The sequence below is a fragment of the Polynucleobacter sp. MWH-Loch1C5 genome (assembly GCF_018881775.1).
Taxonomy (GTDB): domain Bacteria; phylum Pseudomonadota; class Gammaproteobacteria; order Burkholderiales; family Burkholderiaceae; genus Polynucleobacter.
Genome location: NZ_JACVPR010000001.1, coordinates 1,158,156 through 1,174,228 on the forward strand (window position 1 = coordinate 1,158,156; position 16,073 = coordinate 1,174,228).

The following is a 16,073-nucleotide window of genomic DNA, read 5'->3' on the forward strand; positions in this document are numbered from 1 at the left end:
TTTGAGTTAACGACATCACAGCCTGGAGGGAGGCGACCGTCAGAGGGGCCCGTCAACAGCTTGAAATTTTAGCGATGACTTAAAAACTCAGCAAAGCCCTTACTGACTTCAGGGTGGCGCAAAGCAAACTCGACTGTGGCTTTGAGATAGCCTAACTTAGAACCGCAATCGTAGCGGACACCCTCGTATTCGTAAGCTAATACTTGTTCTTGTTGCAGTAAAGATTGAATCGCATCCGTTAACTGTAGTTCACCACCTGCACCGGGTTTGAGATTGCGAATATGGTCAAAAATACGTGATGACAAAATATAGCGACCCACGACCCCCATATTCGATGGAGCTTTCTCAGGGCTTGGTTTTTCTACAATGCCGTTGAGTTTGTAAATGCGCTCATCAAATACCTTGCCATCAATCACACCGTAGGACTTACTTTGTTCTGGTGCGATTTTTTCAACCCCAATAATAGAGCTGCGGTAATGCGCATATTTATCCACCATTTGCTTCATTACTGGTACGGGACTGTCTAGTAGGTCGTCTGCCAATATCACAGCAAAAGCCTCATCACGAATCAGCTTTTCGGCGCACAAGACGGCGTGACCTAAGCCTAGGGCCTCGGGCTGGCGTACGTAGACGCAGTCAACATGACTGGGTTTGATACTGCGAACAAGTTGCAAGAGCTCAGTTTTATTTTTAGCTTCGAGTTCCGCTTCAAGTTCATAAGCTTTGTCAAAGTGGTCTTCAATAGCACGTTTACTACGCCCTGTTACAAAAATCATTTCGGTGATGCCAGCGGCCATCGCTTCTTCTACTGCATATTGAATCAATGGCTTATCAACCACATTGAGCATTTCCTTGGGGCTTGCCTTGGTGGCTGGCAAGAAACGTGTACCCAAACCTGCAACTGGGAATACTGCTTTGGTAACTGGTTTTGACATAGTTCGATAAAAAATGAATAAAAATTATTGGGGCAAACGGGCTAACTGTGCGACTAGTTTTTCATGCAGGGCTTCAAAATCAGCTAAGCGCTGTTTTTCTTGAACCACCACGGCTTCTGGCGCTTTAGCTACAAAGTTCTCATTACCCAGTTTACCCTTGGCTTTTGAAATTTCTGTAGAAATTTTTTCAATTTCTTTGGATAAGCGCGCGCGTTCTGCGCCCGCATCAATTTCTACTTTAAGCAAAATCTTGGTATCACCCACAATCGCTACCGGAGCGCCCGCCCCATCTTGTTCAAGGGCGGCATCGCTACTGTAGATTTTGACTTCTGAAAGTTTGGCTAATGCTTGTATGTAAGGTGCGGCTGATTCCAAAATTGCAGCGGGCCCATGAATGTACAAAGGGACTCTTTGCGCTGGAGATATTTGCATTTCGCCACGTAAGTTACGACATGCATCGACGATCGCTTTGACCTTGGCTACGAAGGCTTCGCTTTGTTCATCGAGCTTTTGCATTTGCGCCACTGGGTAGGGTTGCAAAGCAATCGTCGCACCTGCTTGATCCGCTAACTTCTTACCTGACATCGGCGCAACAATTTGCCATAGCTCTTCGGTGATAAATGGGATGATGGGGTGAGCTAGGCGCAAAATTGTTTCTAGTACGCGCAACAAGGTGCGGCGTGTGGCCCGTTGTTGTGCTGGGCTGCCGTTTTGCAGTTGTACTTTAGCGAGCTCTAAGTACCAATCGCAATATTCATCCCAAACGAATTGATAGATGCTAGTGGCGATATTATCGAAGCGATAATCATTAAATCCCTTAGCAATGTCAGCCTCAGTTCTTTGTAGCAGAGAAACAATCCAACGATCGGCTGCTGAGAAGTCTAAATAAGCATCAGGTCCACAGCCACCCTGACAGTCATTCATACCATTGTCATAGTCGGTATCACTACAGTTCATTAAAACAAAGCGTGTGGCATTCCATAACTTATTGCAGAAGTTACGATAGCCCTCGCAGCGTTTTTGATCAAAATTGATATTCCGGCCTAGGGTTGCCATCGAGGCGAAGGTAAAGCGCAGTGCATCGGTGCCGAAAGCGGGTATCCCATCTGGGAATTCTTTTTTGGTCTTTTTGGTGATGCTCTCCGCTTGTTTAGGATTCATTAAGCCTGTGGTACGTTTGGCTAGTAAGGTATCCAGGTCGATGCCGTCAATCAAATCAATTGGATCCAAAGTATTTCCTTTGGATTTACTCATTTTCTGGCCTTCGGCATCTCTGACTAAGCCGTGAACATAAACTGTTTTGAAAGGCACCTGACCAGTGAAGTGGCAGGTCATCATGACCATTCGTGCTACCCAGAAGAAGATAATGTCAAAACCAGTGACTAGCGTCGATGAGGGTAAGAAGCTCGCTAGAGCCGGTGTCTTGTCCGGCCAGCCTAAGGCAGAAAAAGGCACTAAGGCAGAGCTAAACCAAGTGTCTAATACGTCGGGGTCACGTTGTAGGCGACCTTCATAGCCATTGGCCTTAGCTTGTGCGTAGGCGCTCGCCTCATCTTTGGCAACAATGATTTGACCGTCATCTTGGTACCACGCTGGAATCTGATGGCCCCACCATAACTGACGCGAGATACACCAGTCTTGAATATTTTCTAGCCATTGCGTGTAAGTTGTTGTCCAGTTCTCAGGAACAAAGCGTACATCACCGCTCGCTACTGCATCCAAGGCTGCAGCGGCAATCGATTGGCCAGGGCGATACAGGTTATGTTCGCTTGGTTTGGACATAGCCACAAACCATTGGTCTGTGAGCATAGGTTCAATCACTGATTTGGTGCGATCACCACGCGGTACCATCAGAGTGTGCGCTTGCACTTGATCGAGTAGGCCGGCTGACTCTAGGTCAGCCACAATCATTTTGCGTGCCTCAAAGCGATCCATGCCATGATATTTGAGGGGCGCTGCATCATTGATCTTGGCATCGAGAGTCAAAATATTAATCATGGCCAGGCCATGGCGCTGCCCGACGGCATAGTCATTAAAGTCGTGCGCTGGGGTGACTTTCACAACCCCGGTACCAAATTCTTTATCGACATAGCTATCAGCAATAATCGGAATCGTGCGATTGCAAAGCGGTAGCTGTACTTCTTGACCGATGAGGTGGGCATAACGTTCATCCTCGGGATGAACCATCACGGCCACATCTCCGAGCATCGTTTCAGGACGTGTTGTAGCCACAGTGAGATGACCCGACCCGTTCACAAGCGGGTAGCGGATATGCCATAGAGAGCCTTGTTCTTCCTCATTTTCCACTTCAAGATCAGAAACGGCAGTTCCTAAGACGGGATCCCAATTGACTAGACGCTTGCCGCGATAAATCAAACCTTGCTCGTAAAGTTTGACGAAGACCTCGATCACTGCTTTGGACATCTTTTCGTCCATGGTGAAGTATTCGCTAGACCAATCAATCGATGCACCCAGGCGTCGAATTTGTCGCGTAATCGTAGAGCCTGATTCTTCCTTCCAAGCCCATACCTTTTCTAAGAACTTTTCGCGTCCCAAATCATGTCTCGAAATCTTTTGTGCATCCAGTTGACGTTCAACCACGATTTGCGTAGCAATACCTGCATGATCAGTGCCAGGTACCCAGAGGGTGTTTTTGCCCGACATTCTCGCGTGGCGAGTCAGACCATCCATAATGGTTTGGTTAAAGGCGTGGCCCATATGTAGGGTCCCTGTGACATTGGGTGGGGGTAGTTGGATACAGAAATTACCCTCAGAGGCTGCGTAATTGGGTTTAGCAATACCCCGTTTTTCCCACTCGGGACCCCATTGCGCCTCGATAGCGGCGGGATCAAAAGATTTAGCTAATTCAGATGGATTTGTAGACATAGCTAGCAATTATAATTTTTTGTTGATACGAAAAGGCAGTTGTGAACAATATTCTTGAAAATCTCAATCCAGAGCAGTTAGAAGCGGTTACCTTGGAGCCGCAAGATCCTCATGGCCAAATGCGCTCCGCTATGATCCTAGCCGGGGCTGGCAGCGGTAAAACTAAGGTTCTCACCACCCGTATTGCTTGGTTAATTCAAACGGGCCAAGCTTCGCCTGTGGGTATTTTGGCAGTGACTTTTACCAATAAGGCAGCCAAAGAGATGCTCACGCGTTTATCTGCGATGTTGCCTATTAATACGCGTGGTATGTGGGTAGGAACCTTCCATGGTTTATGTAATCGCTTGTTAAGAGCCCACCATAAAGATGCAGGTTTGCCATCGACTTTTCAGATTTTGGATACCCAAGATCAACTATCAGCCTTGAAGCGCCTTTTAAAGGCGCTCAAAATCGATGATGAAAAATATCCCCCTAAGCAACTGCAATATTTCATCATGCATGCCAAAGAGCGTGGTAAGCGTCCTCAGGATATGGTGCGCGGTGATGCGTTTGAGAACACGATGGTAGAGCTTTATCAGGCCTATGAAGAGCAGTGCCAGCGTGAGGGAGTGGTAGATTTTGCTGAGCTCCTTTTAAGAAGTTATGAATTACTCAAGCATCACTCGGCGATTCGGGAGCATTATCAGGCCCGTTTTCGACACATCTTGGTAGATGAGTTTCAGGATACGAATGCTTTGCAATATGCTTGGTTAAAGCTGATTGCAGGTCATGGTACAGATCAGGTCAGCTCTGTTTTTGCAGTGGGTGATGATGACCAAAGTATCTATGCTTTCCGGGGCGCTGATGTTGAGAATATGCGCCTATTTGAGAAGCAATTTAAGCCCTACTTAGTCAAGCTTGAGCAGAACTATCGTTCCTACGGCAACATTTTAGATGCAGCGAATCACTTGATAGCGAATAATGCCGAACGTCTCGGTAAGAATTTGCGTACTGAAGCAGGGCATGGTGAACCTGTTCGGGTATACGAAGCAGCTTCAGATGGGATGGAGGCCGCTTGGATTGTTGATGAGATACGCGCAGGGATTAATGAGGGTCGCAGCCGCAGTGAAATGGCCATTCTTTATCGCAGTAATGCGCAGTCTCGCATCATTGAGCACGGCCTATTCTCAGCAGGCATCCCTTATCGTGTTTATGGTGGTTTGCGCTTTTTCGAACGAGCTGAAATTAAGCATGCTTTAGCTTATTTGAGATTGTTAGAAAACCCGAATGATGACACCTCATTTTCGCGTGTTGTGAATTTCCCAACGCGTGGTATAGGAGCAAAAACCATCGAGGTTTTACAAGATACCGCTCGTTCAAATAATTGTTCTTTATATGCAGCAGCCCCTTATCTGCAGGGGAAGACAAGTCAGACTTTGGGGGCATTTGTGCGTTTGATTGAGCACATGCGCGATGCGACACGACACTACACCTTACCTGAGACTGTCGATTATGTGATTCAGCATAGTGGTTTGATTCAGCATTACCTCAATGAAAAAGAAGGTCAAGATCGTATTGAGAACTTACAAGAATTAGTGAATGCAGCGACCGCTTTTATTGCAGAAGAAGGCATTGCTCAAGACACTAGCGCTAGCTCGACGCCATTTTCTGAAACAGGTGATGTATTAGAGATGTCACCGCTGGCGGCTTTCTTGGCCCATGCTTCATTAGAGGCTGGAGATAATCAAGCTCAGGCAGGACAAGATGCGGTGCAGTTGATGACAGTGCATTCTGCGAAAGGCTTAGAGTTTTCCATGGTGTTCATTACTGGTTTGGAAGAAGGTTTATTTCCTCATGAAAACAGTATTAATGAAGACAAGGGTTTGGAGGAAGAGCGTCGTCTCATGTATGTGGCGATTACGCGCGCTAAGGAAAAACTGTATCTATCGCATACGCAATCCAGAATGCTACACGGTCAAGTGCGCTATAACTTACCCTCGAGATTTTTAGAGGAGCTCCCCGCACATACCTTGAAGCATCTTACGCCTCGGCAAAAAGATGCGCGTTGGGGTTCGGTGAGTCGTCAACCATCATGGTCTACAGGCAGTGATTGGTCTGGCGCAGCGCCGCTTGGTGATGTGCAGCATCGCGTTCGCAATGATTCAATTACCGCTCCGCTGAGTTCAATATCTAAACAAGCGGGTCATGGCTTTCGGGTCGGGCAAAGCGTTTTTCACACAAAGTTTGGTGAAGGGCGAATCTTAGCTTTAGAAGGTCAGGGTACTGATGCTAAAGCGCAGGTGAACTTCAATCGTCATGGCGCTAAATGGCTGCAATTAGCGATTGCAAAGCTCACGACGATTGATTAATCAGGATCGAAACAGGCTTTCCAGGTTGCAAAAAACGAACAGTACAAGACTGTGAGTGCTGCCATGGAATAAGGGGGGATGATGAATGGGATGGCCACACGCATGCCCATGCCGTCGAGTAATGCCTCAAAGAAGAATGGCATGGCCACGATGATGATGGCCCAAATAATCATGTAGTAAATGAAAGCTCCTCGGTTACTCCAGCAGGCAATCCAGCTCGAGAATAGCGCCTGACCTACAGACATCTTTCCCCAGGCGACCAAAAGGGGCGCAAACCACATAATCATGGCAATCGGCACGTATAGCAGTAGGCCAACACCTAAGCCAAAGTAAATACTCTCCACATCTCTGAGTGTTGGTGGTGATTGTTGCGTGAGGATGGTGAGTAGCTGTTTAAAGTCAATGAAGGCGCTAGCAATTAGGCTCAAAATCAGAATCAAAAAAGCGTAAATAGTCCCGAGGGTCAGCAGATTTTTACGGACCAATGGGTCGACAGTTTTAAAGCCGGATAAATAGACTGTGGGGTAGACTCTCTCGCCTCTAATCACCATTTGGCAAGCTGTCATGAAGCCCACGGTTAAACCTGGCGTCAATACCAAAATAATAAAAACGCCAAAGACAGGTATCAAGATGGCGAACTGAGCGATAAAAATATACAGAAATACCAGCATTAAAAACGCCAAAGGGTTTTTCTTGAACAGCCAAAAACCTTGGCGCATCCAGACATATCCATCAGAAGCAAAAGCGTGTTTAAGTTGCATAGCTGTGATTAGACCGTAAATTCTTGATTTCGTCTTGCGATGAGGACTCTCTCAAAGTGAGTAGGGTCATGCGGCGTGAGTAAGGCTGCATCTCGCGGCAGATAAAAATCCCACAGGCGAGAAATCCAAAAGCGCAATGCCGCTGCACGCAGCATCAATGGCCAGGCTTTCATTTCAGCATCGCTGAGGGGGCGAACTAATTGATAGCTATTGATCAGCGCCTGATAACGATCGCTCTGTAATTCACCGTTAGTTAAATCGATGCACCAGTCATTCGTTGTGACGGCTAAATCAAATAACCATTTGTCTGTACCGGCAAAATAAAAGTCAAAGAAGCCGCCGAGTTGATCCTCACCATGAACCTCATCAAACAAGACATTGTCTCTAAATAAGTCACAATGACTAGGCCCGCTAGGTAAAAGACTATAGTTGGCAGACTGAAAAAAATCACTTTGTGTTTTTAGCTCGCTCAGCAATAGTTCTTGTTGTTGCTTTTGTAGATAAGGTAAAACCGTCGGCACCGTTTCTTGCCACCATCCGAGGCTACGTAAATTCGGTTGATGCATGGGGAAGTCCATACCTGCTAAATGCATGCGAGCCAGCATATCACCCACCAAGGCACAATGAGTCGCCTCGGGCTTCAGTTTTGAGCTGCCCTTGAGCTTGGTCACGATGGTAGCGGGTTTATTTTTAAGCTGGGAAAGTAGTTGGTTCTCGCGGTTACGAATTGGTGCTGGGACTTTAATAGCCTTCTTAGCTAAATGCTCCATCAAGTTGAGATAAAAAGGCAGCTGTTCGCTCGTTAAGCGCTCAAAAAGGGTGAGGACATATTCTGTTTTCTGGCCAGACTGATCCTCAACTTGTATAAAAAAGTTACTATTTTCAATACCCGAGCTGATACCCTGCAGACCTTTTAAACGGCCAAGGTGATCATAGTGCTTAGCAAACCATGATTCGGCTTCTGTGAATGCGACTTCAGTAAAAACGGCCATGATTAGAAGGGCAATTTGACAGAGGGAACGCGGTTCACGTCTTGATTTCGAATTTTTGGATTGGCACTATCTTGCGGGTTGCTCATTTCGTAGCGCGTGCCTACCCCAGTCTGTACGACGACCTCTGTGCTTTTACCGGATTCGCGATATTCCTTAATTTTTGTACCATCAGCTTCTTGATGGGTAAAGCTAGGCTGTTTAGTGTCTGATTTGCCTGTTTCGGCTCGATTTTGAATGCTTGGAATAATGGGTTGTTGATTAATTTGCTTGAGCTCTTCGGCGCTTAATGCCTGCCCGGTTTGTGCGCTAAGTCCTTGACTAAAAACAACAAAAATGAGTGTTGCGAAAATCGCTACGGGTTTTTTCAAAGGGGTTCTTAGCATCATGTTTTAAAAAAAATAGAAGAATAGACCTATCAATTGTACGATTGCGGGATGTCTTTAGATTCTCTTTTACTGGTTGACGGTTCCAGTTATCTATACCGTGCTTTTCATGCCATGCCAGACCTTCGTAACTCGCAGGGATTTCCTACGGGTGCGATTCAGGGCATGGTCAATATGATGCGCCGCGCCCGTGCAGATTTTCCAGCGAGTCACATCGCCTGTGTTTTTGATGCCAAGGGTAAAACCTTTCGTGATGATATGTATCCTGAGTACAAGGCGAATCGTAGTTCTATGCCTGAGGATCTGGCCTTACAAATTGAGGCGATACATCAAGTGGTCAGTGCTTTAGGTTGGCCTGTACTCGTCGTACCAGGCATTGAGGCTGATGATGTGATTGGTACTTTGGCTTGCCAAGCTTCTCACTTAGGTTGGAGCACAGTGATCTCTACCGGTGATAAAGATCTAGCTCAGTTAGTCACGGATCAAGTGACATTAATTAACACCATGACTGCTGAAAAATTAGATGTGGCTGGTGTGACCCAAAAATTTGGTGTGCCCCCCAATCGAATTGTTGATTACCTGAGTATTACGGGGGATGCTGTTGATAACGTACCCGGTGTACATAAAGCGGGCCCCAAAACTGCTGTGAAGTGGCTCACTGAGTTTGGCGATTTAGACACCTTGATGAGTCGGTCAGCGGAGGTAAAAGGGGTGGTGGGTGAAAATCTGCGCACGGCTTTACCGTGGCTACCCAAGGCGCGTGAGTTATTAACAGTGAAGACGGATTGTGATTTAAATGATCATGTACCGCATCTGGAGAAACTGCGAGCGGCACCTGAAGATCGTGATCGATTGAAGGAATTATTTACTCAATTTGAGTTTCGTTCTTTATTACGCGATCTTGAAAAACATACTCATCTCAGTGGCGATGCCCCTCTGCCACCTCAGGCCGTAGAGGGTGCCGGTGGTGCGAGCATCACGATCCCTGCTTCTGCAGACTTATTTGGTTATGTGGCAGAGCATGATGCACAGCCTATTGCTAGGCATTATGAGTGTGTCACTACCCTAGAGCAATTACAAAAATGGCTCCATCAAATTGAGACTGCAACTTTAACGAGTGTCGATACGGAAACGAATAGCTTAGATCCTATGCAAGCTGAGTTAGTGGGTATTTCTTTATCGTTAGAGTCGGGTCTTGCTTGCTATATTCCGGTAGCACATACCACCCATGAGCAACAATTGGATAAGCAAACAGTTTTAGACAAGCTTAAGCCATGGTTAGAGAGTGAGCATCATCACAAGTTAGGGCAAAACCTCAAATATGACTGGCATGTATTTAAAAATGTAGGCATCACTTTGCGAGGTATTGCGCATGACACGCTCTTGCAATCATATGTCTTAGAATCACATCGGTCCCATGATATGGATAGTTTGGCCAAGCGTCATTTAGGCGAGACCACGATTAGCTATGAGCAAGTTTGTGGAAAAGGGGCTCATCAAATTACTTTTGATCAAGTTGCGCTAGAGCAAGCGACTGCTTATGCAGCCGAAGATGCTGACATTACTCTGCGCTTGCATCAAGCCTTGCAAAAAGGCATGCAGTCAGAGCCTCGCCTGAAAGAGGTTTATGAAAAGATCGAGATGCCTGCCATGAAAGTATTGGCTCGCATGGAGCGTGAGGGTATTTTGATTGATGTGGAGCGGCTCGGTAAGCAGGCACAAGAGTTAGGTCACCGCTTACTGTCTTTGGAAAAACAGATCCACGAGCTCGCTGGGCAGCCATTTAACATCCAGTCACCCAAGCAGATTGCTGAAATTTTATTTGAGCGCTTGGAGCTTCCTGTGGTGAAAAAAACGCCATCTGGAGCGCCGTCGACGGACGAAGAAGTCCTGCAAAAACTGGCTGAGAATTATCCATTGCCTGCCAAAATTTTAGAGTATCGAAGTTTGGCTAAATTGCAATCGACCTATGTTGAAAAATTGCCACGTATGATTAACCCACAAACTGGACGAATTCATACGAGTTTTTCGCAGGCGGTTGCGGTCACTGGCCGTTTGGCATCGAGTGATCCCAATTTACAAAATATTCCGGTTCGAACCGAAGAAGGTCGCAAGATCAGAGAGGCATTTATTGCTCGACCTGGTTGTCAATTAGTTTCTGCGGACTATTCGCAGATTGAGTTACGCATCATGGCGCACATTGCTGAAGATGAAAACTTGTTAAAAGCATTTGCAGCAGGTGAGGATATTCATAAAGCGACCGCAGCAGAGATGTTTCATGTCTCTTTAGATCAGGTGAATACTGAGCAAAGACGTTATGCCAAAGTGATTAACTTTGGATTAATTTATGGCATGAGTGCATTTGGTTTGGCTGGTAATTTAGGCATTGAGCGCTCAGCGGCACAGCAATATATTGATACTTACTTTGCACGTTATCCTGGCGTTGCTCAATATATGGCACAAACTCGAGAACTCGCTAAAGCCAGAGGTTATGTTGAGACTGTCTTTGGACGCCGTTTATGGTTGCCTGAAATAAAGAGTCCTCAGGCCATGCGTCGTCAAGCAGCGGAGCGAGCAGCAATCAATGGGCCTATGCAAGGTACTGCTGCTGATTTGATTAAATTGGCCATGATTGCAGTTCAGAAATGGTTGGATGAAGAAGGCTTAAAATCGAAACTATTGTTACAAGTGCATGATGAATTGATATTGGAGACTCCGGAAGAAGAGTTGGCTTTAGTAAAAAAACATCTGCCTGAGCTAATGACTGGTGTGGCGCAATTAAAAGTGCCGCTCCTTGTTGAGGTAGGGGTGGGTATGAATTGGGAAGAGGCGCATTAGTGTTTCAATCAATCAGGAGGCAATTATGAAAACAAAGATTACGCAAGATATGGTGGCAGACACAGCAGCACTATTGGCAAGTGATACAGCTCGTCGCCGAGACTTTTTAAAAGTGGGCGCAGGCATTGCCTTGGGTGCTGGTTATGTTGCAGCAGCTGATCCTGTCATGGCGCAAGCGATTAAGACAGATTTCAATGGTATTAAAGGCGAGGAAGTGTCATACAAGTCCTTGGGTGTTGATGTACCTGCTTACGTTTCTAAGCCAGAAAAACCAGCTAAAAACGGTTTTCCCGTAGTGATTGTTGTGAGTGAGATTTTTGGTGTCCATGAGTACATTGCTGATGTGACGCGACGTTTTGCTAAACAAGGCTATATGGCGATTGCCCCCGAGTTTTTTGTGCGCGCGGGTGATCCCAACCTCTTGGGCACTGTGGCAGAAATACAAAAAGAAATCGTAGGTAAGACACCCGATGAGCAAGTGATGGCAGATATTCGTGCAGCCATTGCTTGGGCTGGAAAAAATGGCGGTGATACTCGTCGGGTTGGCATCACTGGCTTTTGTTGGGGCGGCAGAATTACTTGGTTAGCTGCTGCTCAGGTGGCTGAGATTAAGGCCGGTGTGGCTTGGTATGGTCGCTTGGTTGGTGACAAAACACCCAATAACCCACTGCACCCAGTTGATTTGGCTGCTCAAATCAAGGCACCAGTTCTTGGTTTATATGGTTCTGCTGACACAGGTATTCCTTTGGATACGGTCGACGCTATGAAAAAAGCGCTGCTAGCAGCCCCACAAAATCGTGCTGCTCAACAATCGCTTTTTGAAATTTATCCAGATGCACCACATGCCTTCCATGCGGATTACCGTAATACCTATCGCGAGGGACCTGCTAAAGATGGTTGGCAAAAATGTCTCGACTGGTTTAAAAAGCAAGGGGTTGTATGACCTTGATGTGGATTATCCTAGCTACCACGGTGGCTGGGGTGTTGAGTATCTCAGCGGCAGCGAGTCTGTCGCTGACGGTACTTTCAAAAATGGTCGATCGCATGGTCAGCCTATCAGTTGGCGTCTTATTGGCCACTGCTTTACTGCATAGCCTGCCAGAAGCCTTTACGACCCCTAATGTTGATATCACCTCACTTTTTGTAGCGCTATTGGTTGGCTTGCTTGGTTTTTTTATTCTTGAAAAAGCAGCACTCTTGCGCCATTCTCATCATCATGAGCACGATGGCCATGGCCACCATCATGGTCACGATAAGGAATCTGCCGGGCGTAGTGGTTGGGTCATTCTTTTAGGTGATGGCTTGCATAATTTTGCTGATGGCATTTTGATTGCAGCGGCTTTTTTAGCCGATCCTCACATCGGGGTTCTGACTGCCATTGCCATTGCTTTGCATGAGATTCCGCAGGAGGTCGGAGATTTTATTGTTCTCATGAATGCAGGATTTACACGGACTCGTGCTTTGGTCTATAACTTCTTAGCAAGCATGATGGCTGTTTTAGGCGGTGTTTTAGGTTACTTTTTCCTAGACAGCACGACGCATTTAATTCCTTACGTGATAGTTTTAGCTTCAAGTAGCTTTATCTATATTGCTGTGAGTGATTTGATGCCTCAAATGCATCGACGCCCTCGTTTGAGAGAATCTATGGAGCAGGTCGTCTTGATTGCTTTAGGTGTTGCTTTGGTACTCTTGGTTTCTGAAATTGCTCATTGGGGCCATGCCCATTAGTTTTTAGCAATCGGTCGAGTGGGTTCGCTGCACCACTCGCTCCAACTTCCCGCATAGAGTTTTGCAGAGTCAATGCCAGCAAGGGCCATGGCAAAAATATTATGACAAGCAGTCACGCCTGAACCGCACTGATGCACCAGTTCTAAGTCAGAGCTGAGTGCTTTAAATTCCTCTGCTAATACTTGGGGGTCTTTAAAGAGACCATGGCTATCTAAGTTATTTCTAAAAAAGCGATTCAGGGCACCTGGGATATGACCACCTACCGGATCTAGTGTTTCATTTTCACCCATGAAACGATCTGGCGCGCGTGCATCTAGGATCTGAAATTGTCGATCTTGAAGATTTGCAAGTACAGCGGCGCTATTGATGACGCCGTGAAACGGCTCTACGTCTAACTGCTCAGTTGTTGGATGATACTGGGTGCCACTGTCGGTGGGCAGGCCAGCCTTGAGCCAAGATTCAAAACCACCATTGAGAACTTGAACGCGCTGGATGCCTGAGGCTTTGAGCATCCACCACATTCTGCAAGCAAAGGCTCCGTACTGATGATCGTAGATGACGATGCTTTGCTGATGGGTAATGCCAAGACGAAGGCAAGTCTGATGCCATGATGAAAAATCGGGCAATGGATGGCGACCGTTATGACCATTTTTCGGGCCAGATAAATCACGATCTAGGTGAACATACGCTGCGCCAGGGATATGCCCCATTAGATAGGCATCATGACCACTCTCAGGTTTTGCTAAATCAAAGCGGCAGTCATAGATCAGGGGTGCCTGATGGTTTTGGATTTGTGCCCATAATTCAGCAGCGTTAATCAGAGGTGAGTTCATGAATTTTCGTAGGCCATCACTTTGCGATACCACTCATGAAAGTGTTGCATACCATCTTCCATAGGGGATTGATAGGGCCCCACTTCATTTTCGCCACGCTCGAACAATGCTTTACGACCCGCATCCATGCGTTCAGCAATTTCATCATCTTCGATACAGGTTTCCATGTAAGCGGCACGTTCAGCTTCGATGAACTCGCGTTCGAATAGGGCGATTTCTTCTGGGTAATAAAACTCAACAATATTGCGCGTCTTATTAATTCCCATTGGTTGTAATGTGGAGATACATAAAACACCGGGATACCACTCCACCATGATGTTGGGGTAGTAGGTCAGCCAGACTGCGCCATATTTTGGCAGTTGACCATTGTGATGACGCAAGACGGCTTCATGCCAGCGCGCATAGGTGGGTGAGCCAGCCTGTTGTAAGCCTTTATGAATACCGACAGTCTGAACGCTAAACCAGTCTTCAAATTGCCACTGTAAGTCATTGCACTCGACAAACTTCCCAAGACCTGGATGAAATGGTACTACGTGATAGTCCTCGAGATAGACTTCGATAAATGTTTTCCAGTTGTAGTTACAGTCATGTACTTCAACATGATCAAGCATATAACCGGAAAAATCCAAGTCTTTGGCAATGCCTAAGTTTTTTAAATCTTGATGCACATCGCGCGGACCTTCAAAGAGTAAACCTTGCCAATTTTGTAGAGGTGTCTTACCTAGGTTCAAGCAAGGCTGTTCTGCAAAATGAGGCGCACCCATCAGTTCGCCGTTGAGTTGATATGTCCAGCGATGGAGTGGGCAAACAATATTTTGTGTATGACCTTTGCCATTGAGCATGATTGCTTGACGATGGCGGCATACGTTAGACAATAATTCAACACCCTGCGTGTTGCGAACTAGAACTCGACCCTCATTTTCAGCGCTTAAAGTTTGGTAATCCCCAATTTCAGGCACCATAAGTTCATGCCCAATATAACCTGGGCCTTGTTTGAACAGTAGTTCAATTTCCTTGTTGTAGAGCTCAGTATCGAAATAAGCCGATACTGGCAGTTGTAGCTTGGACGGCGCAAGATGCTGCGCGGTAGCTAGATTAGTCATTCTTCCCACCCCCGATAAAAAAGTCAGCCGAAGCTAAGCGGAACAACCAATCCAACCATCGACAGGTCGATATTGGAAAGGGAAAATGATTATACCCGTGCTAAAGCCTTAAAATTGCTACGTATATTGTTTTGCGTCAACAAATTGGACGATTTATGCCTAAAAAACCAGCCTTACCCATTGAGTTCAACGATGACATGCCATACGAAGAGGCGATTGCTCAATTGGAGCAACTGATTGCTCGTATGGAGTCAGGTCAGTTGAGTTTGGAAGATACCTTAAAAGCCTACCAAGAGGGTGCGGCTCTCTTAAAGCATTGTCAGGCTGTTTTGCAAAAGGTAGAGCATCAAGTCAAAGTATTTCAGGCTGCCCCGTGACTCATCTTCCATCAGAGCTTGAGCAAGCTGCATGCACGATCGAGCAGCGCTTACAAGATACTTTTAAACAATCATCGCTAGCTCCCCGTTTATGGGAAGCGATGGAATATGCCGTCATGGGTGGCGGTAAACGTATTCGCCCACAATTGGTGTTAGCTTCGGCAGCCCTGAATGGCCGGGGTTTGCTACAAGAAGCTGCTTTAGACGCGGCTGTGGCGATCGAGTTGTTTCATACCTACTCGCTAGTACATGATGATTTACCTGCGATGGACAACGATGATTTTCGTCGTGGTCGCCCCACCGTTCACAAAGTTTTTGATGAAGCTACAGCGATCTTGGTAGGAGATGCGCTACAAACATTAGCTTTTGAAACTATTTTGCAATCTCAGCACATCGGGTATGAGCAAAAAGTTGATATCTTGACTGTCATGACTCAAGCGGGTGGGGCTGAGGGCATGGCCGGTGGTCAAGCCATTGATTTGGAGCATGTGGGGCAGGCGATGGGTTTGACTGAGCTTGAGCAAATGCATCGCATGAAAACGGGCGCTTTGCTCAGGGCATCTGCTGTGATGGGCGGTATTGCGGGTGGCTTGGGACGAGCCCAGATTGACGCTTTAGATCGTTATGCAAGTCATTTAGGGTTGGCATTCCAAGTCGTAGATGATGTCTTAGACGCCACGATGGACTCGGCTACATTGGGTAAAACAGCCGGAAAAGATGCCCTTGCAGAAAAGCCAACCTATGTCTCTTTATTAGATTTGGACAAGGCGAGAGCTTTTGCGAGAAAATTACACCTTGCCGCTATTGCGGAAATTAAAGACGAGGACCATGCCAGTTTCTTGTTAGCAATTGCTGATAGAGTAGTTGAGCGTTCCAATTAACTGGCCAT

At 46.5% G+C, this 16,073-nt stretch carries 13 protein-coding genes; 6 read left to right on the forward strand and 7 right to left on the reverse strand.

Features of this window, described 5'->3' with window-relative positions; translation table 11 throughout:
- Positions 1-68: 68 nt before the first annotated feature.
- Entirely contained in the window at positions 69-935 is an 867-nt protein-coding gene (galU, locus tag ICE94_RS05885; protein ID WP_216149775.1) for a UTP--glucose-1-phosphate uridylyltransferase GalU, read from the reverse strand.
- Between the two features lie 24 nt (positions 936-959).
- Positions 960-3,821 (reverse strand): valine--tRNA ligase, encoded by a 2,862-nt coding sequence (locus tag ICE94_RS05890; RefSeq protein WP_216149777.1) that lies wholly within the window; start codon positions 3,819-3,821, stop codon positions 960-962.
- Between the two features lie 41 nt (positions 3,822-3,862).
- On the opposite strand from ICE94_RS05890, the gene ICE94_RS05895 reads away from it, so the two are divergent.
- Positions 3,863-6,169: a UvrD-helicase domain-containing protein gene (locus tag ICE94_RS05895; protein ID WP_216149779.1), complete on the forward strand. Its 2,307-nt coding sequence runs from the start codon at positions 3,863-3,865 to the stop codon at positions 6,167-6,169.
- Here the strand turns inward: ICE94_RS05895 and ICE94_RS05900 are convergent.
- Genes ICE94_RS05900 through ICE94_RS05910 form a run of 3 tightly spaced genes read right to left on the reverse strand, consistent with a single transcriptional unit; the run spans position 6,166 to position 8,290 of the window.
- A complete protein-coding gene (locus ICE94_RS05900) occupies positions 6,166-6,930 on the reverse strand; it encodes a BPSS1780 family membrane protein (protein ID WP_216149781.1) in 765 nt (254 codons plus the stop codon). The genes ICE94_RS05895 and ICE94_RS05900 overlap by 4 nt on opposite strands.
- 8 nt (positions 6,931-6,938) lie before the next feature.
- Positions 6,939-7,922, reverse strand: coding sequence for a homoserine kinase (locus ICE94_RS05905; protein ID WP_216149783.1), 984 nt, complete (start codon positions 7,920-7,922; stop codon positions 6,939-6,941).
- A 2-nt stretch (positions 7,923-7,924) separates the two neighbouring features.
- Entirely contained in the window at positions 7,925-8,290 is a 366-nt protein-coding gene (locus tag ICE94_RS05910; protein WP_216149785.1) for a hypothetical protein, read from the reverse strand.
- Between the two features lie 66 nt (positions 8,291-8,356).
- Between ICE94_RS05910 and polA the strand changes: the two genes are divergently transcribed.
- Genes polA through ICE94_RS05925 form a run of 3 tightly spaced genes read left to right on the forward strand, consistent with a single transcriptional unit; the run spans position 8,357 to position 12,871 of the window.
- The gene (gene polA, locus ICE94_RS05915; protein WP_216149787.1) at positions 8,357-11,143 is read left to right on the forward strand and encodes a DNA polymerase I; all 2,787 of its coding nucleotides are present in this window, start codon (positions 8,357-8,359) and stop codon (positions 11,141-11,143) included.
- Between the two features lie 25 nt (positions 11,144-11,168).
- Positions 11,169-12,086: a dienelactone hydrolase family protein gene (locus ICE94_RS05920; protein WP_255539095.1), complete on the forward strand. Its 918-nt coding sequence runs from the start codon at positions 11,169-11,171 to the stop codon at positions 12,084-12,086.
- Positions 12,083-12,871, forward strand: a complete 789-nt coding sequence (locus tag ICE94_RS05925; protein WP_255539096.1) for a ZIP family metal transporter — start codon at positions 12,083-12,085, stop codon at positions 12,869-12,871. The genes ICE94_RS05920 and ICE94_RS05925 overlap by 4 nt, the downstream gene beginning before the upstream one ends.
- On the opposite strand, the gene ICE94_RS05930 is transcribed toward ICE94_RS05925, so the two are convergent.
- Together ICE94_RS05930 and ICE94_RS05935 are read right to left on the reverse strand one after the other, a co-directional pair.
- Positions 12,868-13,704 (reverse strand): sulfurtransferase, encoded by an 837-nt coding sequence (locus ICE94_RS05930; RefSeq protein WP_216149789.1) that lies wholly within the window; start codon positions 13,702-13,704, stop codon positions 12,868-12,870. The two genes, ICE94_RS05925 and ICE94_RS05930, sit on opposite strands and share 4 nt — an antisense overlap.
- On the reverse strand, positions 13,701-14,807 hold the full coding sequence (locus tag ICE94_RS05935; protein WP_216149791.1) for an aromatic ring-hydroxylating dioxygenase subunit alpha: 1,107 nt from the start codon (positions 14,805-14,807) through the stop codon (positions 13,701-13,703). Before ICE94_RS05935 ends, ICE94_RS05930 begins: the two co-directional genes overlap by 4 nt.
- 155 nt (positions 14,808-14,962) lie before the next feature.
- Between ICE94_RS05935 and xseB the strand changes: the two genes are divergently transcribed.
- Both xseB and ICE94_RS05945 read left to right on the forward strand, forming a co-directional pair.
- Positions 14,963-15,184 (forward strand): exodeoxyribonuclease VII small subunit, encoded by a 222-nt coding sequence (xseB, locus tag ICE94_RS05940; RefSeq protein ID WP_216149793.1) that lies wholly within the window; start codon positions 14,963-14,965, stop codon positions 15,182-15,184.
- A complete protein-coding gene (locus tag ICE94_RS05945) occupies positions 15,181-16,065 on the forward strand; it encodes a polyprenyl synthetase family protein (protein ID WP_370623778.1) in 885 nt (294 codons plus the stop codon). Before xseB ends, ICE94_RS05945 begins: the two co-directional genes overlap by 4 nt.
- Positions 16,066-16,073: the final 8 nt, after the last annotated feature.